Source organism: Acidovorax sp. (assembly GCF_022763525.1).
Lineage (GTDB): Bacteria > Pseudomonadota > Gammaproteobacteria > Burkholderiales > Burkholderiaceae_C > Acidovorax.
This window is the reverse complement of the sequence record NZ_JALEGG010000301.1, coordinates 1-26,484: the sequence shown is the minus strand read 5'-3', so window position 1 is coordinate 26,484 and position 26,484 is coordinate 1. Positions and strand designations below refer to the sequence as shown.

Here is a 26,484-nt window from a genome sequence, read left to right as displayed (position 1 = left end):
TGGTGGTGCCAACCGTCCACATGCGCCGAACAGTCCGCCGCCGCGCTCGGCCGCGCGCTCGACCGCCTGCAGGCCGCGTACGGCGCCGATCCGGCCCGCTGGCGCTGGGGCGACGCACACCCGGCACTGAGCGCGCACCGGCCCTTCGGCAACGTGCCCGCGCTGGCCCGGTTCTTCGACGTGAGCGTGCCGTCGCACGGCGATGCCTACACCGTGAACGTGGGCCAATACAACGCGGGCGAGGCCAGCGGCCCCTTCTTCAATCGGCACGCCGCCTCGCTGCGCGCCGTGTACGACCTGGCCGACCTGGAGCAGTCGCGCTTCATCTACCAGACGGGGCAAAGCGGCCTGGTCTTTTCCCCGCGCTACCGCGACATGAGCAGGACCTGGGCGGAGACCGGCTACCGCGCGCTGCAGCGGCAGCCCGCGCAGTGGGTGCATCAGCTGACGCTGATCCCTACGGGTGCTGCAAGCCCCGTAGCTGCAGCGCATTGAAGCGGACAAGGAGTGACACATGCCGGGTATGACGGGTTTTGTCCCGCTGATTGAAGTCACCCGCGGCGGCCAGCCCGAATGCCAGCATTGGGGTGCAGTGGCGGTGGCTGACCGCAATGGCAGGGTGCTCGCGCGGGTGGGTGACCCGTACACCGTAACGTTCACACGTTCCACCATCAAGGCGTTCCAGGCGCTACCTTTCATGCAGGCCGGAGGCGCTGCGGCTCTGGACTGGGGCCAGGGTGAACTGGCGCTGCTGTGCGCCAGCCACAACGGCGAACCCATGCACGTGGTGCAGGCCGAGCGCATGCTGGCCAGTGTGGACAAGGACTATCGCGCGCTGCAATGCGGCTGCCACCGTCCGTTGTTCGCGGAACTGGGTATTTTCCCCATGCCGGATGGATTCGTGCCCGACGAGCGCCACAACAATTGCAGCGGCAAGCATGCAGGCTTTGTGGCGCACTGCGTGTTGCAGGGCTTGGCTCTAGAAGGGCATCTGGATCCGGTGCATCCGCTGCAGACGGCCATTCGTGACCAAGTGGCGCAAGCCGTTGGCTTGGCCCCCGCGCAACTGATCATCGGCATCGACGGCTGCTCGGCACCCAACTACGCCATGCCGCTGGCGAATCTGGCGCGAGGCTACGCCCGGCTGGCCGGCGGCGCGCCGGATACTGACCTGCATGAGAGCCTGGTTGCGCTAGCCGATGCCATGGTCGCGCGGCCTGAACTGGGGTCGGGCACGGGCCGGCACGACCTAGACTTCATGCGGATCGGCCAGGGGGATTGGGTGTCCAAGACGGGGGCCGATGGCGTGCAGGTGGTGGGCAGCCGCAGCCGGGGCGAGGCCTTCGCGCTCAAGATCATGGATGGCAACATGGTGGCACAGGTGGCTGCAGCCGTGGAGGTGATGGAGCAGCTCGGCTGGCTCGACACCCGCCAGCGCGAGGCCCTCGCCCCGCGCCGCTCGCGGAGCATCGTTAACGCCAAGGGGTTGCAGGTGGGCGAGCGGCAGGCGGTGTTCCGGATGGAGCGGAACGGCGGTTGACGCTTGACACCGCACATCCCCTGCGCTGCGAATGTCAGGGGCAGACATTGATAAAAATGCCCTCAGCGACCTACTGGAAAGCGCTAGCAGCTACAAAAAACGTAGCAAAAGGTTCCGTGTCCGGCAATACGTAGATCACCCCGCGCGCCTGGCCGAACAGGGGCGCGATGAACTGGTTGTAGAACGCCTCTGGCGCGTTCACGCAGCCGTAGCTGATGCGCTTGTCCTGCGCGCCGTCGCTGGCCAGGCGTTGCTTGCGGCGTTCGGCGGCGCTGGCGCTGCGCACCCTGTGCAGTGAAACAGCCGCGTCGTAGTCGATCCAGACGATGTCGTCGCCCTTGAGGTTGCGTCCCGGCTCGGTCACGAAGCGGCCGGCGGGCGTGGTGCGCTCTTCGGGGCGGATCTGCGACAGCGGGCGCTGGCCGATACCGGGCGCGGAGCGGTCGCCCAGCGCCGCGCCCAGTAGCACCGCAGAACTGGCCAGCCATCGGCCCTGCGCTGAAAACACGTGGATGCGGGCGTGGGGCTTGTCGATCACGGCAAAGGGCAGGCCCTGGGGGTCGCCGCTGGCAGTGGCCCAGCGCACCAGCCTGCGCGCAGTGGCCGAGGCGTCTTGGGGCAACTCCGCAGCTGTTGCTGGCATGGCGGCCCACGCGCCAACGGTGGTTACGGCGGCCACGGCAGCCAGGGAAAAACGGCGGTTCACAGGCGCGAGCAACATGTCTTCATCCATCACACTGTGCGGACACAGCAGTCAAAACCGGCGTGCTGACCGTCGATGGCGCCCGTCAATCTGGGTTCGCCAAGCCACGGGGCGGGTATTGCGCGGGCGCCGAGGGCCCTGCCAAGCTCTGGAGGGGTTTCTTCACCGGCCAATGCCCTCAATAATGCCTGCACCTGTGACTCTTGCGAAGCCGCGTGCTTCGGCATCCCATGTTTGATCGCCTCCGCAAAGCATTCAGCGCCTTTGGTGGCACTGCATCCATTCCCGGCCGCCCCGTGAGCAACCGGGAGGTTTCGCGCTGGGTCGACCAGCAGCAGCTGGCCATTGTGGCCCACGCGACTGAAGGGCATTTCGACCTGGGCGGCGATCTTTATGGTCACCCGTGGCGCCTGGAATGTGGCGTTCCCACCCGCGACTATGTGCAGGGCATGGAACTCAGGGGCCGTGCTGACGTGGGCGCCGATCCCGATGCCGCCGTCATGGTGATCAACCGGCCTTTGCAGGACACGCTGGAGAGCAAGGCCTACTCTGCCATTACCGACACTTTGCAAACCACCATCAGCAGCAGTCTGCCCGAAGAAATGCGCTGGCTTTCGATGTACGAAGAGGTGGCGTGGTCCGGGTTGCCCACATCGTTTCGTGAACATTTCACGGTGGTGGCGGAGCGGATCGAGCATGCCCAGCGGTGGGTGCACGCGCCCGTGGTCTCGCAATTGCTCAATGCCGTGGAAGGCGAGGGCGGGGATGAGCGGGCCAAATCGCCCATGATGCTGATGCTGGCGCGCGGGCGAGTCTACCTTCGGCTGGAGCACACCCAGCGCAGCCTGGCCGAGATTGCGCACGCCAAGCAGTTGTTGCTGATCGCCGGGCAATCGGCCTTGCAGAACCTGCCGCCACTTTCCGTGGCAGGGCCGGACGACGAAGCGCACGGCAGCCGGTAGCGCTGACAGGAACCGCTTCATCGATGCCGAAAGAGGGGGCTCGGGTTTCTCTGTCCGCTCGATGGAGTCTGCTGCAGTGCTTGCCCCGCGCCCGCAGAAACTGGCGCGACCCACACCAGCGCCCCCGCGCAAGGGCCGCCCCGTCGCGCTGAGGGCGTCGCCCTCCCGCTCAGTGAGAGAGTGGGAAGGCGCCGAAGGTGACGCAGGGGGTGATGTCCAGTGCGTTCAGCTTCCACGGGTCACGGGCACGCCCGCATCGCGGCCATAGCTTCCGTACTTGCCCAGCTCCCATTTGGCGATGGCGTTGCGGTGCACTTCGTCCGGGCCATCTGCGAACCGCAGTGTGCGTGCGTTGGCGTAGGCATATGCCAGCGGGAAGTCGTCGGACATGCCGCCGCCGCCATGCACCTGCATGGCCCAGTCGATCACCTGGCAGGCCATGCTGGGGGCCACCACCTTGATCATGGCGATCTCGGTCTTGGCAACCTTGTTGCCGGCCACGTCCATCAGCCATGCGGCCTTGAGCGTGAGCAGCCGCGCCATGTCGATCTTGCAGCGGGCTTCGGCGATGCGCTCCTGCGTCACTGTCTGCTGGGCCACAGTCTTGCCGAACGCCGTGCGGGAGGAAGCGCGCTTGCACATCAGTTCCAGCGCGCGCTCGGCCAGGCCGATGAGGCGCATGCAGTGGTGGATGCGCCCGGGGCCCAGGCGGCCTTGCGCAATCTCAAACCCGCGGCCCTCGCCCAGCAGGATGTTGGAGACTGGCACGCGCACGTTCTCGAAGGTCATCTCGACGTGGCCGTGGGGCGCGTCATCGTAGCCGAACACATTCAGCGGGCGGATGATGGTGATGCCCTTGGCATCGGCAGGCACCAGCACCATGCTCTGCTGCGAGTGGCGCGGGGCCTCCGGATCGGTCTTGCCCATGGTGATGAACACGGCGCAGCGCGGATCGGCAGCACCGGAGATCCACCACTTGCGGCCGTTGATCACGTATTCGTCGCCCTGGCGTTCGATGCGGGTTTCGATGTTGGTCGCATCGCTGGAGGCCACGGCGGGCTCGGTCATGGCGAAGGCCGAGCGGATCTTGCCTTCCAGCAAGGGCTTGAGCCAGCGCGCCTTGTTGGCTTCGTCACCGTAGCGGGCGATGGTCTCCATGTTGCCGGTATCGGGTGCCGAGCAGTTGAACACCTCGCTGGCCCAAGGCACGCGGCCCATGATCTCGGCCAGCGGGGCGTATTCCTGGTTGGTCAGGCCCGCGCCCTCGTAGCCTGAGGCGGCGGCGCTGTCTACCGGCAGGAACAGATTCCACAGGCCCGCGGCCTGGGCTTTGGGTTTGAGGTTCTCGATCGTCTTGAGGGCGCTCCAGCGCTTGCCTGCCGCCGTGTTCGCCTCCAGCTCGGCGGCGTAGGTACCCTCGTTGGGATAGATGTGGTCGTCCATGAACTGGAGCAGCTTGGCCTGCAGTTCCTTGGTTTTGGGCGAATAGTCAAAGTCCATGGGGTGCTTCTCCGTTGTGTTCCGTGATGTTTGTTGGGTGACAGGGCTTCATCCACGCTGCGCGAACGACCAGGCCAGCTGGGCCATGGGCCGCGCGGTGTCGCCCGATGCCTTGGCCTGCGCGCTGGAGGCCGTACCTGCTTCCACCCGCTTTGCAATGCCCTGCAGGATGGCTGCGATGCGGAACATGTTGTAGGCGAGGTAGAAGTTCCAGTCGGCCCGCAGCGCTTCAGGCGTGGCGATGGCCGTGCGTTCGCAGTAGCGTCGGATGTAGCTGTCCTCGTCGGGAATCCCAAGGGCTGCAAGGTCCTGCCCCGCGATGCCGCGGCCCATGGCGGCAGGAATGTGCCAGCTCATGCAGTGGTAGCTGAAGTCCGCGAGCGGGTGGCCCAGCGTGGAAAGTTCCCAGTCGAGCACGGCGATCACGCGGGGCTCGGTGGGGTGGAACATGAGGTTGTCCAGGCGGTAGTCGCCATGGACGATGGAGACATGGCTTTCGTCGCGCGCGCTGGCGGGCATGTTGGCGGGCAGCCACTCCATCAGGCGGTCCATCTCTTCGATGGGCTGCGTGATCGAGGCGACATACTGCTTGCTCCAGCGCCCGATCTGCCGGTCGAAGTAGTTACCGGGCTTGCCATAGCTGGCCAGGCCCCGGTCGGCAAACCTGACGGTGTGCAGCGCGGCGATCACGCGGTTCATCTCGTCGTAGATGGCGCCGCGCTCGGCCGGCGTCATGCCTGGCAAGGACTGGTCCCACAGCACGCGGCCTTGCATGCACTCCATCACGTAGAAGGCGCGGCCGATGACGGACTCGTCTTCGCACAGCACGAACATGCGGGGCACCGGAACGTCGGTGCCATACAGGCCGCGCATTACCGCAAACTCACGCTCGATGGCATGCGCCGACGGCAGCAGCTTGGCCACCGGCCCGGGCTTGGCCCGCATGACGTAGCTGGCACCGGGGGTGATGAGTTTGTAGGTGGGATTGGACTGGCCTCCTTTGAACATCTCCACCGTGAGAGGCCCCGCAAAGCCTTCCATGTTCCTTGCAAGCCAGGTGGTCAGCGCCTCGATGTTGAAGGCGTGCTGATCAGAAACTGGCCGGGTGCCGACGAAATGGTCGAAATTGCTCATGGAAGGAGGGTGGGGGTTGGGGCAGTCAGTTGTCGGTCTCGGCTATGCGCATCAGGGCTTCGCGGTCACGCACCACCAGGCCGCCCGGCTCGATGCGGATGGCCTCCTCGCGTTCCATGGCTTTGAGCTCCTGGTTCACGCGCTGGCGTGACGCGCCCAGCAGCTGCGCAAGCTCTTCCTGCGCCAGTTGCAGTCCGATGCGCATCTCGCTGCCATCCGACAGGCTGGGCACGCCGTAGCTGCGCACCAGGTGCACCAGCTGCTTGGCCAGACGCGAGCGCAAGGGCAGGGTGTTGAGGTCTTCCACCAGCCCGAACAGCTGCCGGATGCGCCGCGCGTGCAGGCGCAGCATGGCTTCGTAAAGCTCGGTGTGCGCGGCCAGGATCTTCTTGAAGTCGGCCTTGGCCACGCACAGGACCGTGGTGTCGCCATGCGCATAGGCGTCGTGTGTACGCCGGTCCCCATCGAAGATCGCCACGTCGCCGAACCAGATGCCGGGCTCCACATAGGTCAGCGTGATCTGCTTGCCCGAGATAGAGGTGGAGCTCACCCGCACCGCTCCGCGTGCGCAGGCAATCCACTCCTCGGGCGGATCGCCGCGTGCGGCGATGAGGCCGCCGTCCTTGAAGCGTTTGACGTATGCACATCGGAGGATGTCGTGGCGCAGAGAAGGTGAAAGGGATGAGAACCAGCGACCGGAGTTGATCGCTTCACGTTCTTCGATAGTAAGAATCGGGTCGTCCATGGGCTGTCTTTTGCGTGACTGGAAACAGGTCCATTGTCACGTCAGGGACCGCCACTTTGCGTCAGGGTTGTCACCTGCGTGTCTGGGGGGCGGACCCAAAAGAAAACCCCCGGCACTGCGCAGCAGCGGCCGGGGGTGAAGGTTGCAGAAAGCCTTGCGAAGCAGACTACTCGTAACGCGGCTGCCGTTTCTCCAGAAAGGCCGAAATGCCCGCGCCCGCGTTGGCGTGGTGCAGGTTCTTCACGAAGTGGTTGCGTTCCTGGCCCAGGTGCTGCGTAAGCTGGACCCCCGGCGCTTCGTTCAACAATTCCTTGATGCTCGCCAGCGCGTTGGGTGCCTTGGCGTTGAGCTGTTCGGCCAATGCCAGCGCTGCGTCGAGCGCGCCACCGGCATCGGTAACGCGGTTGACCACGCCCAGGGTGTGCAGGCGCTCGGCGCCCACGCGGTCTCCGCACATCAGGATCTCCGTTGCAAGCTGGCGGGGCAGGGCCTGCGCGAGGCTCCAGCTGGCCCCGCCATCGGGTGACAGTGCCACGTTGCTGTACGCCATGACAAACGCGGCATTGCGGGCCGCCACGATGAAGTCGCACGCCAGCGCCAGTGAGAACCCCGCACCTGCGGCGGCGCCTTCCACGGCTGCAATCACCGGCTTGGGGTAGGTGCGGATGGTCTCGATCCAGTTGTGCAAGCCTTCAATGCTCTGGGCCTGCACTTCCGGGGGCTGCTGGCGGTTGGCTTGCAGCCGCTGCAGGTTCCCGCCCGAGCAGAACATGCCATCCGAGCCCGTGATGATCACACTGCGGATGTCCGCGCTGCTCTCGGCCACGCTCAGCGCCTCCACGCCAGCTGCGTACATCACCGGGTCGATGGCGTTGCGTCGCTCGGGGTTGCGGAGGGTGAGGATCAGGGTCTGGCCCTGGCTGGTGCTCAGAAGTTCTGCGGGCATGGCGATGAGGTTCTCACTGAATCACAAGGTGGTGTGCGCTCGCGCTGCGTGCTGTATGAGACCGGCGCGATCCGAACCCCGGCCGCTGCGCAAGCAGTGCAGGGGGCGGGCCGCATCATTCCTCGACGTGGGTCAGGCTCAACCCGATGGCGCCGCGACGGCGCAGCCAGGGGCTGGGGCGGTAACGAGGATCGCCATACACGGTCTGCATGTTGAAGAGCACCTCCAGGATGTTGGTGGGGCCCCAGCGGTCGCCCATGGCCAGCGGGCCCAGTGGGTAGCCCAGGCCCAGCGTGACGGCCGTTTCCAGGTCTTTGGGCGAGCAGATGCCCTGCTGGCAGATGTCGGATGCGATGTTCACGATGGTGGCCACCACGCGTTGCGTGACGAAGCCACCACTGTCGCGGATCACGCTCACGGCCTTGCCATCGCGGGCGAACAGCGCGTGCGCTGCGTCGCGGATGTCGACGCGCGTGGCAGGGTTGGTGGCCAGCACGCGGCGCTTGGTGGCCGCGTCGTCGATGAGCATGTCGATACCGATGGTGCGGGCGGGATCCAGGCGCTCGACTACCGCGACGGTGGTCACGTCAAAGCCCAACGGCGCCACCAGCGTGATGGCCTGGGGAGAGGGCGACTGGCCGGTTTCAATGGTGGCGCCCAGGTCCTTGAGCAACTGGTAGAGCTCGGCGCGGCGGGCCGCCCGGGGCGACACCCACACGGGCGGGATGGCAGCCACTACCGGTGGCGCGGCCTCGGCGGGCATTTGCGCCACGCCGTCCACGTAGCGATAGAAGCCTTCGCCCACCTTCTTGCCGACCACGCCGCCCGCCAGGCGCTGGGCGGTGATCACGCTGGGCCGATAACGCGGCTCGTCGTAGTATTGGCGGTAGATGGACTCCATCACGGGGTGCGACACGTCCAGTGCCGTCAGGTCCATCAATTCGAACGGCCCGAGCTTGAAGCCGACTTGGTCGCGCAGGATGCGGTCGATGGTGGCGAAGTCGGCCACGCCCTCGCCCACGATGCGCAAGGCTTCAGTGCCAAAGCCGCGTCCCGCATGGTTCACGATGAACCCCGGCGTGTCTTGCGCCTGCACGGGCGTATGGCCCAACTGCCGGGCGTAGGCGGCCAGGGCGGCGCACAGGGACGCGTCTGTCTTGAGGCCGGCAATCACCTCCACCACCTTCATCAGGGGCACGGGATTGAAGAAATGGAATCCTGCCAGCCGTTCCGGGCGCTGCAGCGCCGCCCCGATCGCGGTCACCGACAGCGACGAGGTGTTGGTGGCCAGCACGGTGTCCGGCCGCACCACGGCTTCGAGCTCGGCAAACAGCTTCTGCTTCACATCGAGGCGTTCCACAATGGCCTCGATCACGAGGTCGCAGCCTGCCAGGGCCGCCACTTCGTCGGCGGGGTGCAGGCGTGCCGCAAACGCGCCGGCCTGTTCTGCGTCGATGCGCCCCTTGGCCAACAGCTTGTTCCATTGGTCTATCAGGGCCGCCCGCGCGGCCTGGGCCGCGCCCTCTTGTGTGTCGAGCAGCAAGACCTCGCTGCCGGCTTGTGCGGCGATCTGCGCAATGCCTCGGCCCATGGCCCCTGCGCCCACCACCGCGACGTTGGGAAACTGAATTTTCATAGCGCCATTATGGCTGTGGCATTGCGCGCGATCTGTGCAAGAATCGGCCGCACTAATAATTTGAACTTATTGTGAAAATCCGCAACGCCATCGTGGGGGCCGGTCTTTCGGTTGTGGCTGCAGGGGCCTCGGCATTGTCGTTGGGGGGCGGCAGGGGCAGCGTGGTTTTGGGTTCGCCTGTGGATCTGTCGTTTGATGTGCAGCCCGATGCCGGTGCCGACGTGGCTTCATCGTGTGTGGCTGCGCAGGTAAAGGCAGGCGATACGGCTGTGAGCGATGCCAAGGTGCGGGTAACGCCGTTGCCCGACATGCGAGGCCGGTCACCCGCTGTGCGCGTGCAAGCGGCCGTTGCGGTGGATGAGCCCGTTCTGACGGTCACTATTTCGGCGGGTTGCACAGGCAAGATCACCCGTACCTACACATTTCTCGCCGAGCTTCCGCCAGTGGCAGCGCGCTCGGCCTCTCCTGTGGACATCTCTCGCCTGCCATCCGCCGGCGTGCCGGGGGCTCCGTTGCCTCGGGCGACGCAAGGCGTGCAGGCCGCGGCAGAGCCATCGGCTGCCGCGTCGTCTCCGTCTGTAACTTCGCCGTCGGCTTCTTCGGTGCCTTCGTCGCCGCGCTCAGGCAGCCGGGTTGGCGCCGTGCCGCCGCGCGCGGCTGCTGCAACGCCTGCGGAGCCCCGTCCCGCCCGGCCACAGGCCGCTTCGCGCGTTGCCAAGAAGGCCCCCCCCGAGCCACGCGCTACCGATCGGTCGCGGCTGGTGGTGGAGCCCCTGGACCTCTGGATGGATCGTCCGGTGGCGCTGCGCACTTCGCCCGAGCTGCTGATCACACCCACGGACGAGCCTTCGGCCCAACGAGCCCAGGCGGCGGCGCTATGGAAGGCCCTGAATGCGCAGCCCGACGAAGCGTTGTCCGATGAGGGGCGGTTGAAGGCATTGGAAGCGGATGTTGCTTCCTTGCGGGCCCAGGCGGGTCGCGACCAGGCCAAGGCAGCGCAGCTGCAGCAGCAACTGGAGCAGGCCGAGAATGAAAGGCTCCCGGCTACGGTGGTGTACGCGATGGCAGGACTGCTGCTGTTGGCGCTGCTGTTCGCCGCCTGGGCATGGTTGCGGATGCGCAGCGCTTCCGAGAAGGCCGTGCGGGCTTGGCGCGACTCTGTCGCCGCACTGGGTGGGCGTGACGCGCTGGCCCAGCACGAGGCGACCTTGGGGCTGGTGCCCCATCCCCATGATGCGTGGACTTCGACGGATGCCGCCGCCGCCAATGCGCCTTCGCCTGATGACCTTGCTGCTGCGCCCGTGCCACGCTTTGTCGCCACGACGCCCGCGCCCAGCGCACCCGTGCCGCTGAAAGCGACGGCCTCGGCCGCGGCAACAGGACCTGCTGCCCTGGCCCCCGTGCCAGCGCGCGTGCCCCCGGCTCCCCAGCCTGTGCACGCACCCGCGTCGGCCGTTCACATCGTCAGCCCCGAGGAGCTCTTCGATATCCAGCAGCAGGCGGAGTTTTTCATCTCGGTGGGCGAACACCAGCAAGCCATCGAAGTGCTCAAGAAGCACATCGCGGAACGGGGCGACACCTCCCCGCTGGCCTATCTGGAACTCTTGCGCCTGTACCACTCGCTGAGCCGGGTGGACGAGTTCTCCCAACTGCGCACGCAGTTCATGCAGTCATTCAATGCGCAGGTGCCGGAGTTCGTGAGTTTCCATCGCACCGGGCGCATGCTCTACCACTACACCGAAGCCCTGGCCGACATCGAGGCCGAATGGAGCTCGCCGTCGGTCTTGCTGCTGCTCGAGAAGATGATGTTCAAGCAAGGCGGTGTCAGCATGGTTGAGCCGTTTGACCTGGCCGCCTACGACGACCTCCTGCTGCTGCTGGCCATCGCGCAGACCACCCCGGCCAGCGCCCGGGGTGCACCGCCGCCACGCCAACGGACAACTCCTGCCGCGGCACCGCGGGAAGAAGCGCTGGCGCTGCAGCAACCCCCACGGCAGACGCTTGCGCCGGTGGATGACTTGCCCCTGAGCACCACCGATCCGGGTCTGGATTTCGACTTTGACGAGCTCTTCCCTGGTGCAGCGCCTGCCGCCGCCGCAGGTGCCGACGCCCAGGCGCCCGCGGTGGCGAGTCGCGATAACTACGATACGCAAGGTGTTCCCCTGGATCTCGACCTGTCCGATCCGCCCCATCTCACCCTCAATGACCTTCCACCGGTCCCGGTCACGGCACCGCCAGCACCCGGACAAGCCGTGGGGTTTGGGCTGGACAACGACCGGGTAGAGCTTCGGCTGGAGCTCGAGCAGAAAAAGCACGAGGGATCGTAAACCGGCTCTCAGAAATCCCTGGCGCGCATGAGCGCGCCTCCTGCGCAGGCGCTGCCCCGCCCTTCGCCCTTGCTGCTCCGGTCGGGCCGTGGGGTTTGCAGAACCGGCTCGCGCGCGGCGGCGGTTCCCCAATTTCCCAATGTGCGGTTGAACTGCGCCTGGTAGTGCCGCGGCGATCAGGGCCTGTTCCGGGGGGGCGAGTGGTCCCGCAGAAGCCCCATCAGTTGCGCGGCTGCAGCTTCCGGGTCCGGCGCGGCGACGAGGGCCCGTACCACCGCGATCGAGCCAACGCCCGTGGACAGCACCTCGGCGAATTGCTCCGCGCCGATCCCGCCAATGGCCACCTGCGGATAAGTACGCAACAGTCGGGCATACACGCCCAGCCGGCCCACGCCTTGTGGGGCCGTGGCCATTTTCTTGAGGGTGGTTGGAAACACTGCCCCCATGGCGATGTAGCTGGGGCCTACGGCATCCGCACGCACCATTTCTGCGTAGCCATGGGTGCTGACGCCCAGGCGCACGCCGGATGCCCGCAGCGTGGCAAGGTCGGCAGGCGAAAGCGCATCCAGGTCTTCCTGCCCCAGGTGGACGCCATAGGCGCCGGCCTGGATGGCCTCGCGCCAGTGGTCGTTGATGAACAGCAGGGCCGCCGTGCCCTGGACGGCTTCTACAGCGGCCCGCACCTCCCGTGCAACGGCAGCCGCATCGTCCGACTTGAAGCGCAACTGAACCGTCGGCACCCCAGCCCGCGCCATGCGGCCCACCCACTGGGCATCTGGCAGCACGCCATACAGGCCCAGTTGCGGGGGGCAGGATGCAAACGCATGGGCGCGCGGCACAGGCTGCAAACCAAAGTCTGCCGGTTCGTCGGGCCAGCATTCGGGCTGGAAGGCGCCCACGCGCAGGCTGCGGGCGAGCCAGGCCTCCGCCAGGCATTCCGCGTCGTGGGCGATGAAGCCCAGCGTGCTGCACGCCTGCAGCGCTGCCTGGTACACCGGATCCGCCCGCGTGGGCTCGGGAGCCGGCTCCGGGGGAAAGCCCGCAAAAACTGCGGCATGGTGCGCAAGAATCGCCTGCGCCATGGCGGCGGTGTCGTCACGCATGCTGGTCATGGTGCCAGAAGGGGGTGCCCAGCACGGGAGTGCTGGGCTGGGCGGCATCCTGCGCCGCCATCGCGCCTGCCTGGCGTGCGGCGCGCCCGGCCTGCACGGCGTCGGCAAACGCGCCGGCCATGGCCACGGGGTCTTGCGCCAGCGCCACGGCCGTATTCAGCAGCACGCCGTCGTAGCCCCATTCCATGACCTGGCAGGCGTGTGACGGCAGGCCCAGCCCGGCGTCCACCAGCAACGGCACATCCAGGCGTTCGCGCAGCATCTGCAGCGCGTAGGGGTTGACGGGGCCGCGGCCGGTGCCGATGGGTGCGGCCCAGGGCATGACTGCCTGGCAGCCCACGTCCACCAGCCGCTGGCACAGGACCAGATCTTCCGTGCAATAGGGAAGCACCTGAAACCCTTCCTTGATGAGGTGCTCGGCCACGCCCACCAGGTTCAGCGTGTCGGGCTGCAGGGTGTAGTCGTCGCCGATCAGCTCCAGCTTGATCCACGGCGTGTTGAACACCTCGCGTGCCATCTGCGCCGTGGTGATGGCTTCTTGCGCGCTGTGGCAGCCGGCTGTGTTGGGCAGCACCGGCACATTGAGCTTGCGCAGCAGCTCCCAGAAGCTGCTGCCACTCTCGGCCGGGTTGCTGCCCTGGCGGCGCAGGGAGGCGGTGACCATGGCGGGCTGTGCGCGCCGCACGGCGGCCTCAAGCACGGCGGGCGAGGGATAGCGAGATGTTCCCAGCAGCAGGCGGCTGGCAAATGTCTGGCCATACAGCACCAGCGGATCGCGGGGGATTGGAGTGGTCATTGTGATGCTATCAATTAAATAGCTGATTGCGCTTGAACAGCAAGCGCTACAGCCGGTTTTTATCAAAATCCCGCCAAGGCGGTCATCCGCCCGTCACCGGGGAGATGATCTCCACCCGGTCACCTGCCTGCAGGGCGTGCTCGGTGTAGCGGGGGTTGGGCACGAAGGTGGTGTTCACGGCGACGGCAAAGGGCGGGCGTGCCTCCAGAGCGGCCACGGCATCGGCCACGGTGGCGCCCTCGGGCAGTTCGTGCGGGATCTGGTTGATGAAAATGTTCATGCGTAGGCGGTGGCGGCGCTGGGCGCTCCCGCCGTAGCTGCGGGCATCAGGTCCAGCGCGAGGTCAAAACGTTGCGAAAGCTCCGATTGTCCCGCGTTCAGCACTTCGAGTGTCACGTCCAGCATGGCCGGCGCGATCATGAAGCCGTGGCGGTACAGGCCGTTGATTTCAAGGACGCGCTCGCGCGGCTGGCGGATGGCGGGCAGGTTGTCGGGCAGCGTGGGGCGGCACTGCGTGGCCAGCTCCAGAATGCGGCCTTCGGCAAAGCCCGGGTGGATGGCATAGACAGCAGAGAGCAGTTCCAGCGTCGAGCGCACGCTGGCAGGCGAGAGGTCGTCCGATTCGATCTCGGTGGCGCCCACCACGAACACGTGGTCCTGTTTGGGGGCGACGTAGATGGGGTAGCGCGGGTGCACCAGACGGGTGGGGCGCTGCAGCGTGACATCGGGCGCGTGGATGCGCACCACTTCGCCGCGCACACCGCGCAGGGCTGTCCAGTCAGGCTTGGCACCCAGCCCGCGGCAGTCCAGCACCCAATCCGGCTGCCCTGGTGCACCGGGGACGAAGGCGTCTGGTGACCGGGGGGCGTGCCAGTGGGCGCGCACCGAAAGCCGCTCCATTTCCGCCACCAGCGCCGCGAGCAACTGCCGGTTGTCGAGCTGGCCTTCGCCGGGTAGGTACAGGCCCTGGGCAAAACGCTGGGCCAGCACGGGCTCGGCTTGGGCGAGGGCTTGCCCGTCAAGCTTTTGCATCGTGGGCAACTCGTGCACGGTGTGCTGGGTGGCTTCCAGGAGGCGCGTCAGGCGCTGGGCCTCGGCCGCGTCCTGGCGGTGCCACACGATGAGGGTGCCGGCCTGTTGAAAGAACACTGGCTCTGCCAGCCCAGCCAGCAACTGCGGCCAGCGGGTGAGGGCATGGTGGCCCATGCGCACCACGCCCGGTTCGGTGATCGCGGATTCAGCCAGGGGGGCCAGCATGGCGGCGGCCACGGTGGCGGCAGAGTTTTCAGCCGCCGGGCTGCCTGCATCGTAGATGTCGACCTGGTGGCCCTGGCGGGCCAGTTCGACCGCAAGCAGGCGGCCCATGAGGCCGGCGCCCAGGATGGCAAAGGAGGAGGGTTGCAGTGGCATGGTCCGTCGTAGTGTCCGAGCGTTGGCAGGCAAGCATGGACAAAACGGGGCGGGGCCGCTTGAAGGAAACTCCCCACGCCAGCATGACCTGGATCGGGTAGCGGGGCCATTGCGCAGCGCAGGCTCTGCGCGGCCCCAGGGTATTTCTCAGTCGCGCATCCGCCACTTTCGTGGTGGAGGGACACCCCTGTTTCGTCCGGAAAAATCCATTACAGCACAACCCGGCGCGGCTCTTTTTGCGCTAGCGCATAGGCCATAATTTTTGCCATGACTTCACTGACCTCTGCGCCTTCCGCGGCACGCCGCTATGTGCGCGTGCTTTCCATTGCAGGTTCCGACAGCGGGGGCGGCGCGGGCATCCAGGCCGACCTCAAGACCTTCAGCGCGCTCGGCTGCTATGGCATGACGGCCATCACGGCCATCACCGCCCAAAACACCTGCGGCGTCACGGGTATCCACGGCATTCCGCCCGAGATGCTCAAGGCCCAGATCGACGCCGTGGTGCAGGACATCGGCGTGGATGCGGTCAAGATCGGCATGCTCCATTCGCCCGAAGTGGTACGCGTGGTGGCCGACGCAATCCGCAAGTATCAGCTGCCGAACGTGGTGCTCGACCCCGTGATGGTGGCCACCAGCGGCGATCCCCTCATCGCCGCCGAGACCGTGAGCGTGCTGGTGCAGGAACTGTTCCCGCTGGCCGAGGTGGTCACGCCCAACCTGGATGAGGCCGGCTGGCTGCTGGAGCGCAGCATCAAGGGCGCAGAAACACTGGATGAAGCCGCGCAGGCATTGTGCGCGCTGGGCGCCCGCGCGGTGCTGCTCAAGGGCGGTCACCTGCCCGGAGATTGGGTGGTGGATGTGCTTGCTACCCGCAGCGGCCTGCGGCAGCGGCTGGAGTCAGCACGCATTGCTACGCACAACGGGCATGGCACGGGCTGCACCTTGTCGTCGGCCATTGCAGCCCACCTGGCCCAGGGCCTGCCCTTGCAGCAGGCAGTGGAGCGCGCGCGGGCCTACATCCTGGGCGCCATCGCAGCGGGGGCCGATGTGACCACCGGCCGTGGCCACGGCCCGCTCAACCACGGCTATGCGCCTGTGGCGCAGCTGGTCCTGTAGCCGTTTGAAGGGTTTAGGGCTCTGGCGCTCGTCTGGCAAGCGCCGTTAGCTCATCTTTCGATAGCGTTTCTGCGCGCCCTCGGCCGCGAGGCCCAGGCCAGTGCAAAGCTGAACGCCAACGCCGGAAGCGCCGACCCCGCACCCGGCAGCAGCTTTGGCGCCAGGTGGTACACCGCAATGCCCGCCAGCCAGATGGCTACCGGCGCTGCGTTCACCTTGCGGGCGGTTGCCAGCAGTGCAGGTGCATCGGTGCCAAAGGCCAGTCGGCCCAGGATCACGCCAAACAGCGGTACAAACACCGAGCTGAGCAGGAGCAGGAAGGGCTCCAGGCTGTGCATGGGCAGGACCAGCGCGAGGGCGGTACACACCGCAGCCATGGTCAGGCCCCACTTGCGCACACCCCAGCGCGGCAGCAGGCTGTGGGCAGACACCGCACCCGAATACGTGTCGCCATAGGCGTTGTCCACCTCGTCGATCAGGATCAGTGACAGTGCAATCAGCCCGCCCTGGGCGAGCAGCAGCGCCTGCACGAGGTCCTTGCTAGGCAGGGTCAGGGCCACCAGCACACCCAGCGAATAACACCACATGTTGGCCAACGCATAGCCTAGCCAGGTGCCGCGCAATGCGGAGCCGCCGTCCTTGCCATGGCGCGCATAGTCGGCCACCAGCGGCAACCAGGAGATCGGCATGGCGATCACCAGGTCCAGCGCGGGCAGCACGCCCATGCCGCCTTCGCCCTTGCGCGTCCACAGCGATTCCCACCCCTGCGCTTGCGCCAGCGACAAGAACTGCCAGGACAGCCACAGCAGCGACAGCACGACCAGCGGCAGCGCCACCCGCGCAATCACCTTGCGCACCAGCTGAACCATCGAGCCGCTGATGAGCAGCATCACCACGCCGCCCCACAGCAGCGTGGCCAGCACGGGCCAGTGGGCGCCGGCCATGGCGCCCGATTGCTGGCCGATGGCCACCGTGGCATCGCGCATCACCACCAGCTCGAACGTGCCCCAGCCCACCAGCTGCACGATGTTCAAAATGATCGGCAGGCTGGCAAACGTGCGGCCGTAGACGGCATGCATCAGCCCGGCGCTGGCCAGGCCGCTGTCGCAGCCCAGCTTGGCCACCCAGCCCAGCAGGCCTGCGCCCACGATGGAGCCGGCCACGATGGCGATGAGGGCTTCTTTGGTGCCCAACGCGGGCATCAGGTACGCACCCACCTGCATGACCAGCAAGCCCACGCCCAGGCTGAACCAGAGCGAGGCGTGGTCATGCCACTGGAAGACGCGGCGGTCGGGGGAGACGGGGGCCAGCGCTTCGTTGGCGGCGGGCGCAGCGGGGGATGAGGACATGGGCAGGCTCCGTGGCAATGCATACAGAGCAGGGCGGCGGCCTGCAGGCATGGCCCGAGGTCACTCGGAGTCGGCCAGAACAGACATGCTTCCCTGCGCGAGGATGATCTCAAGCCTGCAAGGTAAACCGTTGCGGGCGACAGGTTCGAAGGGTTTGATCTCAGCCCTGCAGCGGATTTCTTGCAGGACACCCCCAGCGATTGAATGGATTCTAGTGAAGGTCAGGGGGGGCACGAGCTGCTTCGTAAATGGCACAGGTCGGCGGGTTCAGGATTTCCCAATGGGGGCTTGCAGGAACCGTGACCATCTGCGACGGGCCCAATGCGGCCTTGGAGCGAAGTCCGTCACTGACTGATCACAGACCGATGACAGCCCTTGCGGTTAAGCAGACTTTATCGTGGGTGCGATAGCTGAAAGCAGCCGATTGCGCATCCAGCGATGCCATGCCAGGTGCATATGGCGCCGCTGGTAGTAGGCCGTAGGTATGTAGTGCGGTGTCGGAAACGGCGCTTCGTGCACCACCACCTGGGCGGATGCAGCAAGCTGACGCGCCGCTTGACGGGGCAAGGTGATCAGGTGGTCCGTGCCTGTGACGATGAATGGTGCCGCCATGACGCTGGGCAGTTCAATCGCCACCATGCGCGTATGGCCCTGCGCAGCCAGCGCGGTGTCAATCACACTGGCCTCGTTTCGCCAGGGCCGAACAACTACATGGTGTTCCGCCAGGTAGCGTTTGAGGGTGAGCCGCTTGCCGAGCCGGGGATGGCCACGGCGGGCCACCACCACATAGTCGTCGGATGGCGCTTCCAGTCGCTCGATGTCAGCGGGCACCGGCGAGACTTCATCCGAAAAGCCCAGCACGAAGTGGGCTCCCTGTACAAGGTCCGCCAGCACGTCACGGCTCTGCGAAGGGATCACCCGCATGCGCACGCCCGGTGCCTCACGCTCCACAGCTGTCACCACAGAGGGCAGCAGGGCGTACGTCGTGAAGTCCGTGGCGGCAAACACAAAGGTGTGCTCACTGGTTGCCGGGTCGAATTCATGGACATCGCCGATGCGGTCCGCGAGCAGTTGCAGGGCCTGCGAAATGCCATCGGCCAGCTCCTGCGCACGGGGCGTAGGCTGCATGGAACCGCCCACGCGCAAGAACAGCTCGTCGTGCAAGGCTGTGCGCAGCCGGGACAGCGCGTGGCTGAAGGCCGATGTACTCAGAGCGAGTTCTTCCGCGGCAGCAGTCACGCTGCGCCACCGGTGCAGTGCGTCAAATACCAGCAGCAGATTCAGGTCAAGGCGTCGAAGTGCAAAGTGCATGGCGTGCAGGTATGGATGAAGGGTTTGCATGACGTGCAATGTGGCCATTTTTTATCATGGAGCTTTTCCTTACCCACGCACTCCACTACCCATGTCAGCCCTAACCTTTCGCCAAGCCGTTCCTGCGGATGCCGAGCGCTGTTTCGAGATTGAGAGCATCGCCTACGAGGGCGAAGAAGCCGCCACCTTGGCCAAGATCCATACCCGAATTTCCAACTACCCGCAGGGCTTTCTGGTCATGCAAACCGAAGGCAAGACCATCGGTTTCATCAACAGTGGCTGTGCCCACGCAGTCGTCATGTCGGACGAGGCTTTCAAGGAGCTGGTGGGGCATGACCCGGTCGCACCCAACGTGGTCATCATGTCGGTGGTGATCGATCCCGCGTACCAGGGGCACGGCTACGCCACGGCAATGATGCAGACTTTTGTGAAACAGATGCGGCAGGCGGGCAAGCTGACCATTCACCTGATGTGCAAAGAGCGTCATGTGGCGCTCTACGCCAAGCAGGGCTACCGCTACGTGAAGCCCTCTGCATCCGACCACGGCGGCATGGCGTGGCATGAGATGGTGATGGAGCTTTGAAGCGTCCATCACCTCAAAAAAATACCGTCGTCCTCACTGAGCGGAACTAGCATTTCTGCTCATGGCTGGCTCCACCGCCGATGGCGAACATTTGGTTGAGTGGAGAACCGCTTGCGATGGAGGTGCGAGGGCGGAATTCGGATCTGATGGGGTGCAGTGTCTTGTCGCGCGCTGATCTCGAGCTGGCTCAAAGGGACTCTCTCCGTCGGCTCCGGATGCCCCCGGCGCGGGCATTCCACAAGGAACGCGTCCATCTTTTTGGGCGACCGTGCTCAGGGCGCTCAGCGGACGATTGGAATGGCGTAGTACATCACCGAGTCGCCGGACGTCGGGTGGTATTGCGAGCCGTAGATTTCCAGATCCGGCCCCAGGCTGTGCGACGGGCCGGCCGACAGCAGCCAACTGGAGTAGATGTAGTTCACCGTCGCATCGACGTTCTGGGCAGGGCCTCTGTGGGTGAAGCGTGCATAGGTGGACGCGGGGATTTCCATGGCCACCATGCCCGGTGGCAGCGCACCGGGGCCATTCACTTCGATGCAGGCCAGGTAGCGCAGTTCTTCGGTGTGGGGCCCCGCTGGGGCTACGACGCCATAGCAGACCCCGGGCACGGTGTTCGCAATCTCGCCCAACCGGGGTAGAAACTTCGCCCACAGGGGCGGCAGTTTCTGGCCCAGGTTGTTCTTTTCGGAATCGATACCGTAGTAGTCGGTGGGCAGCCCGACCAACTGCATGGCGGGCTGCTGCTGGATGTCGGGTTCCAGCGAGATGTTGTGGTGAATGTGCGCGAGGTAGCTTTCGTCGAACCGGAGCTTGCGCACGAACAGCGAGCGGTTGCCCATCTTGCGGTACTGCGACGGCGTGAGCCGGAAGCAATCACGGAACGCGCGCGTGAAACTCTCCTGCGTCTCATACCCTGACGCGAGGGCGATGTCGAGTATCGGGAGCCGCGTGTTGGTCAACTGCTCCAGCGCCCGCGAGAACCGGCGCGAGCGGATGTAGGTCTTCAAGGTTTCGTTGGTCAGCGCCTTGAAGATTCGCTGGAAGTGCCACTGGCTCATCCCTGCGGCCCGCGCCACCTCCGAAAGCGCGATATCGGATTCGAGATGGGCCTCGATGAAATCGATGCCCTCCTGGATTTGCCGGAGATAAAGCACGGTGGCGTCCGTTCAAGGGGTTTCAAAGAAACCGGTCATGGCTACCAGCCGGTTCTGGTCGTTGTACCGGCCGTAGCTCACGCCTTCCCCGATCACCTGTCCGCTGCCATCCACCATGTTCCATTTGGCGATGCTTTGCTGGTTGTGGCTGGCAAAGTAGTGGGTCACAAAATGGCCACCGGGCACCTGGCTGTGAAAGTTGTCCATGTAGGCCGTCAGTTGGTCCCAGCCATGGGCGGTGGCCAGCGGGTCGTTGTAGGTGCAGGCGGGGTCGAGGGACTGGGTAAAAAGGGCCGTGCGGTCCGCGGCCGAGTCGGTCTTCCACGACGCGGTGTAGGTGTCCCAGATGGATTGAAGGGGTTGTTGGCTCATGGTGTGCTCCTGATGGGTGAATGGAGACGCCATCGTGCCGGGCGCTTGCGCGCCTTTTTGACATTTTGTGCTTATTTGTGGCCGCGTCGTTGGGGCACGACGTGACGAACCCTGGCCCGCCGGGATTACGCGCTGACGGACGGCGCCGATACCGGTGCCACACCCAGCAACTGGTGCAGCCGTGGGCTGGTGGTCGTGTATTGCAACGCCACCTTGTCGCCCTTGAGCGCCTCGGCCGCGCCGAAGGCCGCCAGCGTGGCTTCGTGAAAGCCACACAGGATGAGCTTGCGCTTGCCCGGGTAGGTGTTGATGTCGCCCACTGCGTAGATACCGGGCACGCTGGTGCGGAAGGCTTCGGTGTCCACCACCAGCTGTTTGCGGTCCATGGCCAAACCCCAGTCCGCAATGGGGCCGAGGCGGGGCGAGATGCCGAGCACGGGGACCAGCAAGTCGAGCGCCAACGTACGGGTGCTGCCATCGGCGTCCATGAGCTGCAGCGCGGCCAGCCGGTCACCAACGGTTTCGGTGCCGATGATTTGCGCTGCTTCGATGTGCAGGCGCCCCGCATCGCGCAGCTGCTGCAGGCGCTGCAACAGGGAATCCGGGGCTTGGAACACGTCGCGGCGGTGCAGCAGGCTGACGCGAGCGCCCTGGCCTTGCTCGGCCAGTTCGATGCCGCGGGCCACGGCGGGCTCGTCGCCGCCGTGTACGACCACATGGCGGCCTTCCACTTCAACGTTGGCGGGCAGGTGCTGATAGTGAACCTGGGTGCCTACGAACTGCTCGATACCTTCGACCTTGAGCGTGCGCGGTACGAAGGCGCCCACGCCGGCGGCAATGAACACGGTGCGGGCCAGCAACTGCGCGCCCTGATTCGTTTCGACCAGCAGCCGCCCATCGGCCTGCACGGTGAGCGCTGACACCAGCGTGTTCAGATGCCACTGGGTCTTGAAGGGGGCAATCTGCTGAAGCAGCAAAGCGGCCAACTCGCGCCCGGTGCAAACCGGGATGCCCGGGATGTCGTAGATGGGCTTGTCGCCGTACAGCTCAACGCACTGGCCGCCCGCATGGGGCAGGGCGTCGATCAGGTGGGCGTTGATGCCCTGCAGGCCCAGCTGGAAGACCTGGAACAGGCCCACCGGACCCGCGCCGATGACGACGGCGTCGGTTTCTTGAATCATGCTCAAGCCACGCGCGCAGCGCCCGAAACCGGCGCTGCCAAAGACCTGTGCCACCGTGGAACTGGCTTTGCCTGGCCACTGGTGGCGTCCCCCTTCGGGGACGGCGCGAAGCGACTCAGGGGGGTCACTTGACTAGTTCGTTGACCTTGCCCGGCTTGCCGTTCCACTCGTCCGCATCGGGCAGCGCGGGCTTGCGCTTGGTGATGCTCTTCCAGCCGTCGGCAAAGGCCAGCTCGGCGTTGAGCTTGATGAAGGCGATCTGGTCGGCCGGCAGGTCTTCTTCGGCAAAGATGGCGTTGGCCGGGCACTCGGGGATGCACACGGCGCAGTCGATGCACTCGTCAGGGTCGATGACGAGCATGTTCGGGCCTTCGCGGAAGCAGTCCACGGGGCACACGTCCACACAATCGGTGTACTTGCACTTGATGCAGTTTTCGGAAACGACGTGGGTCATGACAGGAGTTGTGTGGGTCGGTGAAAACCCTCGATTTTAAAAGCTTTCACCGACCTTTGGTTACAGGGCCCCTTGCGGCGAAGGGGTGTCTTGGGCGCGCGCGGCCTGATGTGGATCAGTTTTGCATCAATTGACCAGCACGGCACCGGCAGTTTTGTGGCTGGCGGTGTCCACCAGAATCAGTGAGCCCAGTACGCGGGCCTTGCTGAATGGCGCGGCGGGAATAGCCTCTTGCAGCAGCAGCTCCACATGGCCGATGGCGTTGGGGTCGAGCTGCGTGGCGGGCTCTTCGGCCAGCGTGTTGATGTTGAGCTTGTGCACCACGGACTTGACCTTGGCCTTGACCCAGCGGTGCCCATGCAGCGCCCAGTACACGCGGCCCGCGACCAGGGGCTCGTCGTCCATCCAGGCGATGGTGGTGCGCAACTCGCGGCTGGCGGGCCAGGCGGGGGTGGCGGCGGGCGTGTCGCCAAAGCCGTCGTCGGCAGCTGGCGCTGCTGCTGGCGTGGGTGCGGCCAGGATCCAGTCGCCGCGCGACACATCGACTTCGCGGTCCAGGATGATGCCGGCGCTCGTGCCGGCGGGCACGTCCTTGGGCCGGCGGGCATGGTCCAGCACTTGCGCCACGGTAGCCAGCTGGCCGCTGGGGAAGATCTGCACGGCGGTGCCGGGCGCGAAGCGGCCAGCCGCCACGCGGCCCCAGAACACGCGGCGGCCCTGGCTGGTGTCAGACGACGACGAGAACTTCTCGACCCACTGCACCGGGAAGGCCGGTGCCAGCGCCGTGTCGGCGGGCGTGTTGGGCAGCACTTCGAGCACCTGCAGCAGTGTGGGGCCTTCGTAGCCGCACCAGCCCGCGTGGGCATCGACCACGTTCCAGCCCTTGAGGGCGGACACGGGCACGGTGGCACGCACGGCGATGCCAGCGGCCTGCGCGAAGGACTGCAGCGCGCCCTGGATGTGCTTCCAGGCCAGCGCAGGGTCTTCCACCGCGTCGAGCTTGTTCACGGCAAACACCAGCGAATGCACGCGCAGCAGATGCACCAGCAGGCTGTGGCGGCGGGTTTGGGGCAGCAGGGCCAGGTCGGGGTTTTTCCAGTCGAGCTTGGTCGCATCGACCAGCACCACGGCGGCGTCGGCGCTGCTCGCGGCCGTGACCATGTTGCGCGTGTACTGCTCGTGGCCGGGCGCGTCGCCAATGATGAACTTGCGCTCTTCGGTCGCGAAGTAGCGGTAGGCCACGTCAATGGTGATGCCTTGCTCGCGCTCGGCGCTGAGGCCGTCGGTCAACAGGGCCAGGTCGGTCTCGCCCTGGCGCTGCACACCGGCCAGGTGGTCTTGCAGCACGGCCTTGCTGTCCACCAGCAGGCGGCCGATCAGCGTGCTCTTGCCGTCGTCCACCGAGCCACAGGTGATGAACTTGAGGGCGGCAACATGGTCATTCTGGGCCTTTCCGCCCGTCTGGTAAGCGTTGGCAGCTATCGAATTGGTAGTAGTCATCAGAAGTGCCCGTCTCAGAAATAGCCGTCTTTTTTGCGCTTCTCCATTGAAGCGTCGGAAGTCTTGTCGTCCATACGGGTCGCGCCGCGCTCGCTCACGTCGGCGGCCAGGGTCTCGATGACGATCTCGGCCGGGGTGGCTGCAGTGCTTTCGACCGGTGCGGTGCAGGTGATGTCGCCCACGGTGCGGAAGCGCACGTCGCGTGTTTCCACCACGTCGCCTTCGCGCGGCGGGGTCAGCTCGGTCACAGGCATCAGCAGGCCCTTCTTGTCCACCACCTGGCGTTTGTGCGTGTAGTAGATGCTGGGCAGGCCGATCTGCTCGCGGTCGATGTACTGCCACACGTCCAGCTCGGTCCAGTTGCTGATGGGGAACACGCGGAAGTGCTCGCCGGGCTGCAGGCGGGTGTTGAACAGGGTCCACAGCTCGGGGCGCTGGGCCTTGGGCTGCCATTGGCCGAAGCTGTCGCGGTGGCTGAAGATGCGTTCCTTGGCACGGGCCTTTTCTTCATCGCGGCGGGCGCCGCCGATGAGGGCGTCAAAGCGGAACTCTTCAATCGCTTCGAGCAGCGTGACCGACTGGTGCACGTTGCGGCTCTCGCCCGGGTGGGCCAGGCGCACGGTGCCGCGCGCCATGGAATCTTCCACGCTGCGCACGATGAGTTCGGCGCCCAGTTCCTTCGCGCGGAAGTCGCGGAAGTCCGTGACTTCGGGGAAGTTGTGGCCCGTGTCGATCATCAAGAGCGGGTAGGGGATGCGGCCCGCGCCAAAAGCCTTCTCGGCGCACTTGAGCATGACCAGCGAATCCTTGCCGCCGGAGAACAGCAGGGCGGGGCGCTCGAAGGCGGCGGCGACTTCGCGCAGGATGAAGATAGTTTCTTCTTCCAGCGCGTCCAGGTGGGAGTTGTTGAGGTGGTAGCTCATGTTGTTGGTTTTCTCAAGCAGCGCTGAGTCGGTGCGGGCGTTCATGGTCGGGCCTTGGGCGGGCGGATCAGTGCGCAATGTGCAGGCCACACTCGCGGTTGTCTTCGCCTTTGGTGGGGTCCACGTAGTCGAAGTTGTTGGGCAGGCCGTGCTTCACGCAGTATTCGTGCAGCTCCTTGGACGACCAGTGCAGCAGCGGTGCGACCTTGATGAGGCCATCGGGGTTGATGCTCACCGGGTCCATTTGGGCGCGAACGGCAGTGTCGGTGGCGCGCAGGGCCGTGAACCAGACCTGGGGCGCGGTTTCGCGCAGGGCCCGGGCGAAGGGCTCGAGCTTCACTTCTTCCGTGTAGGCTGCGTGGCGGGGATCGTCCAGCGCGGGTGTTGCACCCTCCACCGCCTCGCGGTGCGCACGCGAGCGGCGTGGCAGGTAGATCTGCAGCTTCAGGCCCAGCTGCTTGGTCACTTCGTCGGCAAAGCGGTAGGTGGCTTCGGTGTTGTAACCGTTGTCCATCCAGACCACGGGCACGTCGGGGTCCACCTGCGTGACCATGTGCAGGATCACGGCCTCAAAGGGGCGGAAGTTGGTGGTGACGATGGCCCGCTGGCCCAGGCCCAGGGCCCATTGCACAAGGCCTTGGGCGTTGCGGCCGAGTTCGGCGTTGATGCTGGCGAGATCGAATTGGCTCATGGTGGGGGCTTGGGTTCGGTGACTTGGGGCCGGCACGCGGATTCAGGCTGCCTTGGCGGCAAACAGCGGCTGGGGATTGACGGCATCCCCCTGGTAGAAACCAGGGAACAGCTCGAACTGGCGCTGTGCATCCGCGGCGTCCACGCCCTCGCGCAGCACGGCGCTGGAGAAGCCCGTGCGCTGCATCTGCACCAGCTGATCAATCAGCACATCGCCGGTGGCGCGGATTTCGCCCGCAAAACCGCGGCGGCGGCGCAGCAAGAAGGCCTGGCTGAACGCGCGGCCATCGGTGAAGTTGGGGAAGTGCAGGTCCACGCGTTCCACGCCATCAAGCGGCAAGGCCAGGGCGTCCGCATCGTTGGGCAGGGCCACGGCGCGGGTGTCACCCGCTGCAGGTGGCTGGTGGTCTTGGGCGGCGAGTAGTTTCAACATCATCTATCTGTGGGGCTGTGCTGGATGGCGCTGGAGAGGCTCAGGCAGCAGCGGTTTCTGTTTCTTCTTTGTGGCGGGCCTGCTTGGCGGCTTCCTTGAACGGGTCGAGACCGGTGCGGCGCACCGTGTTCTGGAAGGTCTCGCCGCTTTCGCGCAGGTCGCGGTAGGTGTTCAGCACGGCCTCGATCACGTCGGGCACTTCAGCGGCAGAGAACGAGGGGCCAATCACCTTGCCGGCCACGGCAGCACCCGACAGGTCGGAGCCATCGGAGCCACCCAGCGTCACCTGGTACCATTCCTTGCCGTCCTTATCGACGCCCAGGATGCCGATGTGGCCGCTGTGGTGGTGGCCGCAACTGTTGATGCAGCCGCTGATGTGCAGGTCGATCTCGCCGATGTCGTCCAGCTCGTCCAGGTCTTGATAACGCTGGGTGATGGCCTCGGCAATCGGCAGCGAGCGGGCATTGGCCAGTGCGCAGAAGTCGCCGCCGGGGCAGGCGATCATGTCGGTGAGCAACTGCACGTTGGCGCTGGCCAGGCCCAGGGCCCTGGCTTCTTGCCACAGGTCGAACAGGCGGCTGGCGTGCACCCAGGGCAGCAGTACGTT

The 26,484-nt window shown here is 65.8% G+C and carries 27 protein-coding genes and 1 riboswitch; of the genes, 6 read left to right on the top strand and 21 right to left on the bottom strand.

What is annotated here, in order from left to right; all coding sequences use genetic code 11:
- Positions 1-495: penicillin acylase family protein (locus MRY84_RS22865; protein ID WP_291507957.1), on the top strand; the 495-nt coding region annotated here is incomplete at its 5' end.
- A 28-nt stretch (positions 496-523) separates the two neighbouring features.
- Positions 524-1,540, top strand: a complete 1,017-nt coding sequence (locus tag MRY84_RS22860; RefSeq protein WP_291507960.1) for an asparaginase — start codon at positions 524-526, stop codon at positions 1,538-1,540.
- A gap of 70 nt (positions 1,541-1,610) precedes the next feature.
- Here MRY84_RS22860 and MRY84_RS22855 read toward each other — a convergent pair whose 3' ends face one another.
- Positions 1,611-2,261, bottom strand: coding sequence for a hypothetical protein (locus MRY84_RS22855; protein WP_291507956.1), 651 nt, complete (start codon positions 2,259-2,261; stop codon positions 1,611-1,613).
- A gap of 212 nt (positions 2,262-2,473) precedes the next feature.
- Between MRY84_RS22855 and MRY84_RS22850 the strand changes: the two genes are divergently transcribed.
- Positions 2,474-3,205 carry a hypothetical protein gene (locus tag MRY84_RS22850; protein ID WP_291507955.1) on the top strand — a complete coding sequence of 244 codons (732 nt, stop codon included), beginning with the start codon at positions 2,474-2,476 and terminating at the stop codon, positions 3,203-3,205.
- A 225-nt stretch (positions 3,206-3,430) separates the two neighbouring features.
- Here MRY84_RS22850 and MRY84_RS22845 read toward each other — a convergent pair whose 3' ends face one another.
- The 5 genes from MRY84_RS22845 to MRY84_RS22825 form a co-directional block, all read right to left on the bottom strand.
- Positions 3,431-4,705 (bottom strand): acyl-CoA dehydrogenase family protein, encoded by a 1,275-nt coding sequence (locus MRY84_RS22845; protein ID WP_291507954.1) that lies wholly within the window; start codon positions 4,703-4,705, stop codon positions 3,431-3,433.
- Between the two features lie 48 nt (positions 4,706-4,753).
- A complete protein-coding gene (locus MRY84_RS22840) occupies positions 4,754-5,839 on the bottom strand; it encodes a phosphotransferase (protein WP_291507953.1) in 1,086 nt (361 codons plus the stop codon).
- A gap of 25 nt (positions 5,840-5,864) precedes the next feature.
- Complete coding sequence (locus MRY84_RS22835) at positions 5,865-6,584, bottom strand: Crp/Fnr family transcriptional regulator (RefSeq protein WP_291507952.1); 720 nt, start codon at positions 6,582-6,584, stop codon at positions 5,865-5,867.
- A gap of 166 nt (positions 6,585-6,750) precedes the next feature.
- A complete protein-coding gene (locus MRY84_RS22830; protein WP_291507951.1) occupies positions 6,751-7,530 on the bottom strand; it encodes an oxepin-CoA hydrolase, alternative type in 780 nt (259 codons plus the stop codon).
- 115 nt (positions 7,531-7,645) lie between these two features.
- Entirely contained in the window at positions 7,646-9,166 is a 1,521-nt protein-coding gene (locus MRY84_RS22825; RefSeq protein WP_291507950.1) for a 3-hydroxyacyl-CoA dehydrogenase, read from the bottom strand.
- A gap of 71 nt (positions 9,167-9,237) precedes the next feature.
- On the opposite strand from MRY84_RS22825, the gene MRY84_RS22820 reads away from it, so the two are divergent.
- Complete coding sequence (locus tag MRY84_RS22820; protein WP_291507949.1) at positions 9,238-11,493, top strand: hypothetical protein; 2,256 nt, start codon at positions 9,238-9,240, stop codon at positions 11,491-11,493.
- A gap of 176 nt (positions 11,494-11,669) precedes the next feature.
- Here the strand turns inward: MRY84_RS22820 and MRY84_RS22815 are convergent, their stop codons facing one another.
- From MRY84_RS22815 to MRY84_RS22800, 4 genes are all read right to left on the bottom strand, one after another.
- Positions 11,670-12,596: a thiamine phosphate synthase gene (locus MRY84_RS22815; RefSeq protein WP_291507959.1), complete on the bottom strand. Its 927-nt coding sequence runs from the start codon at positions 12,594-12,596 to the stop codon at positions 11,670-11,672.
- Positions 12,589-13,401 carry a thiazole synthase gene (locus tag MRY84_RS22810; protein WP_291507948.1) on the bottom strand — a complete coding sequence of 271 codons (813 nt, stop codon included), beginning with the start codon at positions 13,399-13,401 and terminating at the stop codon, positions 12,589-12,591. Before MRY84_RS22810 ends, MRY84_RS22815 begins: the two co-directional genes overlap by 8 nt.
- 82 nt (positions 13,402-13,483) lie before the next feature.
- Positions 13,484-13,681: a sulfur carrier protein ThiS gene (gene thiS / locus MRY84_RS22805; protein ID WP_291507947.1), complete on the bottom strand. Its 198-nt coding sequence runs from the start codon at positions 13,679-13,681 to the stop codon at positions 13,484-13,486.
- Positions 13,678-14,811: an FAD-dependent oxidoreductase gene (locus MRY84_RS22800; RefSeq protein WP_291507946.1), complete on the bottom strand. Its 1,134-nt coding sequence runs from the start codon at positions 14,809-14,811 to the stop codon at positions 13,678-13,680. Before MRY84_RS22800 ends, thiS begins: the two co-directional genes overlap by 4 nt.
- A 53-nt stretch (positions 14,812-14,864) precedes the next feature.
- Positions 14,865-15,010: riboswitch (TPP riboswitch) on the bottom strand.
- Between the two features lie 68 nt (positions 15,011-15,078).
- On the opposite strand from MRY84_RS22800, the gene thiD reads away from it, so the two are divergent.
- Positions 15,079-15,927 carry a bifunctional hydroxymethylpyrimidine kinase/phosphomethylpyrimidine kinase gene (thiD, locus tag MRY84_RS22795; protein WP_291507945.1) on the top strand — a complete coding sequence of 283 codons (849 nt, stop codon included), beginning with the start codon at positions 15,079-15,081 and terminating at the stop codon, positions 15,925-15,927.
- Between the two features lie 50 nt (positions 15,928-15,977).
- Here thiD and MRY84_RS22790 read toward each other — a convergent pair whose 3' ends face one another.
- Positions 15,978-17,276 carry a cytosine permease gene (locus MRY84_RS22790; RefSeq protein ID WP_291507944.1) on the bottom strand — a complete coding sequence of 433 codons (1,299 nt, stop codon included), beginning with the start codon at positions 17,274-17,276 and terminating at the stop codon, positions 15,978-15,980.
- A 381-nt stretch (positions 17,277-17,657) separates the two neighbouring features.
- On the bottom strand, positions 17,658-18,635 hold the full coding sequence (locus tag MRY84_RS22785; RefSeq protein WP_291507943.1) for a LysR family transcriptional regulator: 978 nt from the start codon (positions 18,633-18,635) through the stop codon (positions 17,658-17,660).
- Between the two features lie 43 nt (positions 18,636-18,678).
- On the opposite strand from MRY84_RS22785, the gene MRY84_RS22780 reads away from it, so the two are divergent.
- On the top strand, positions 18,679-19,170 hold the full coding sequence (locus tag MRY84_RS22780; protein WP_291507942.1) for a GNAT family N-acetyltransferase: 492 nt from the start codon (positions 18,679-18,681) through the stop codon (positions 19,168-19,170).
- 281 nt (positions 19,171-19,451) lie between these two features.
- Here the strand turns inward: MRY84_RS22780 and MRY84_RS22775 are convergent, their stop codons facing one another.
- The 9 genes from MRY84_RS22775 to MRY84_RS22735 all read right to left on the bottom strand — a co-directional run.
- Positions 19,452-20,324: a helix-turn-helix domain-containing protein gene (locus MRY84_RS22775; RefSeq protein ID WP_291507941.1), complete on the bottom strand. Its 873-nt coding sequence runs from the start codon at positions 20,322-20,324 to the stop codon at positions 19,452-19,454.
- 12 nt (positions 20,325-20,336) lie between these two features.
- On the bottom strand, positions 20,337-20,696 hold the full coding sequence (locus tag MRY84_RS22770) for a nuclear transport factor 2 family protein (RefSeq protein WP_291507940.1): 360 nt from the start codon (positions 20,694-20,696) through the stop codon (positions 20,337-20,339).
- 125 nt (positions 20,697-20,821) lie between these two features.
- Positions 20,822-21,877 carry an NAD(P)/FAD-dependent oxidoreductase gene (locus MRY84_RS22765; protein ID WP_291507939.1) on the bottom strand — a complete coding sequence of 352 codons (1,056 nt, stop codon included), beginning with the start codon at positions 21,875-21,877 and terminating at the stop codon, positions 20,822-20,824.
- A 124-nt stretch (positions 21,878-22,001) separates the two neighbouring features.
- Positions 22,002-22,331, bottom strand: a complete 330-nt coding sequence (gene fdxA, locus MRY84_RS22760) for a ferredoxin FdxA (RefSeq protein WP_291507938.1) — start codon at positions 22,329-22,331, stop codon at positions 22,002-22,004.
- A 126-nt stretch (positions 22,332-22,457) separates the two neighbouring features.
- Positions 22,458-23,831, bottom strand: coding sequence for a GTP-binding protein (locus MRY84_RS22755; RefSeq protein WP_291507937.1), 1,374 nt, complete (start codon positions 23,829-23,831; stop codon positions 22,458-22,460).
- Positions 23,832-23,845: 14 nt separating this feature from the next.
- Positions 23,846-24,799, bottom strand: a complete 954-nt coding sequence (gene cysD, locus MRY84_RS22750; RefSeq protein WP_099729969.1) for a sulfate adenylyltransferase subunit CysD — start codon at positions 24,797-24,799, stop codon at positions 23,846-23,848.
- Between the two features lie 22 nt (positions 24,800-24,821).
- Positions 24,822-25,445 (bottom strand): phosphoadenosine phosphosulfate reductase family protein, encoded by a 624-nt coding sequence (locus MRY84_RS22745; RefSeq protein ID WP_291507936.1) that lies wholly within the window; start codon positions 25,443-25,445, stop codon positions 24,822-24,824.
- A gap of 42 nt (positions 25,446-25,487) precedes the next feature.
- Complete coding sequence (locus MRY84_RS22740) at positions 25,488-25,874, bottom strand: DUF934 domain-containing protein (protein WP_291507958.1); 387 nt, start codon at positions 25,872-25,874, stop codon at positions 25,488-25,490.
- Between the two features lie 43 nt (positions 25,875-25,917).
- On the bottom strand, positions 25,918-26,484 hold a 567-nt coding region (locus MRY84_RS22735), incomplete at its 5' end, for a nitrite/sulfite reductase (RefSeq protein WP_291507935.1).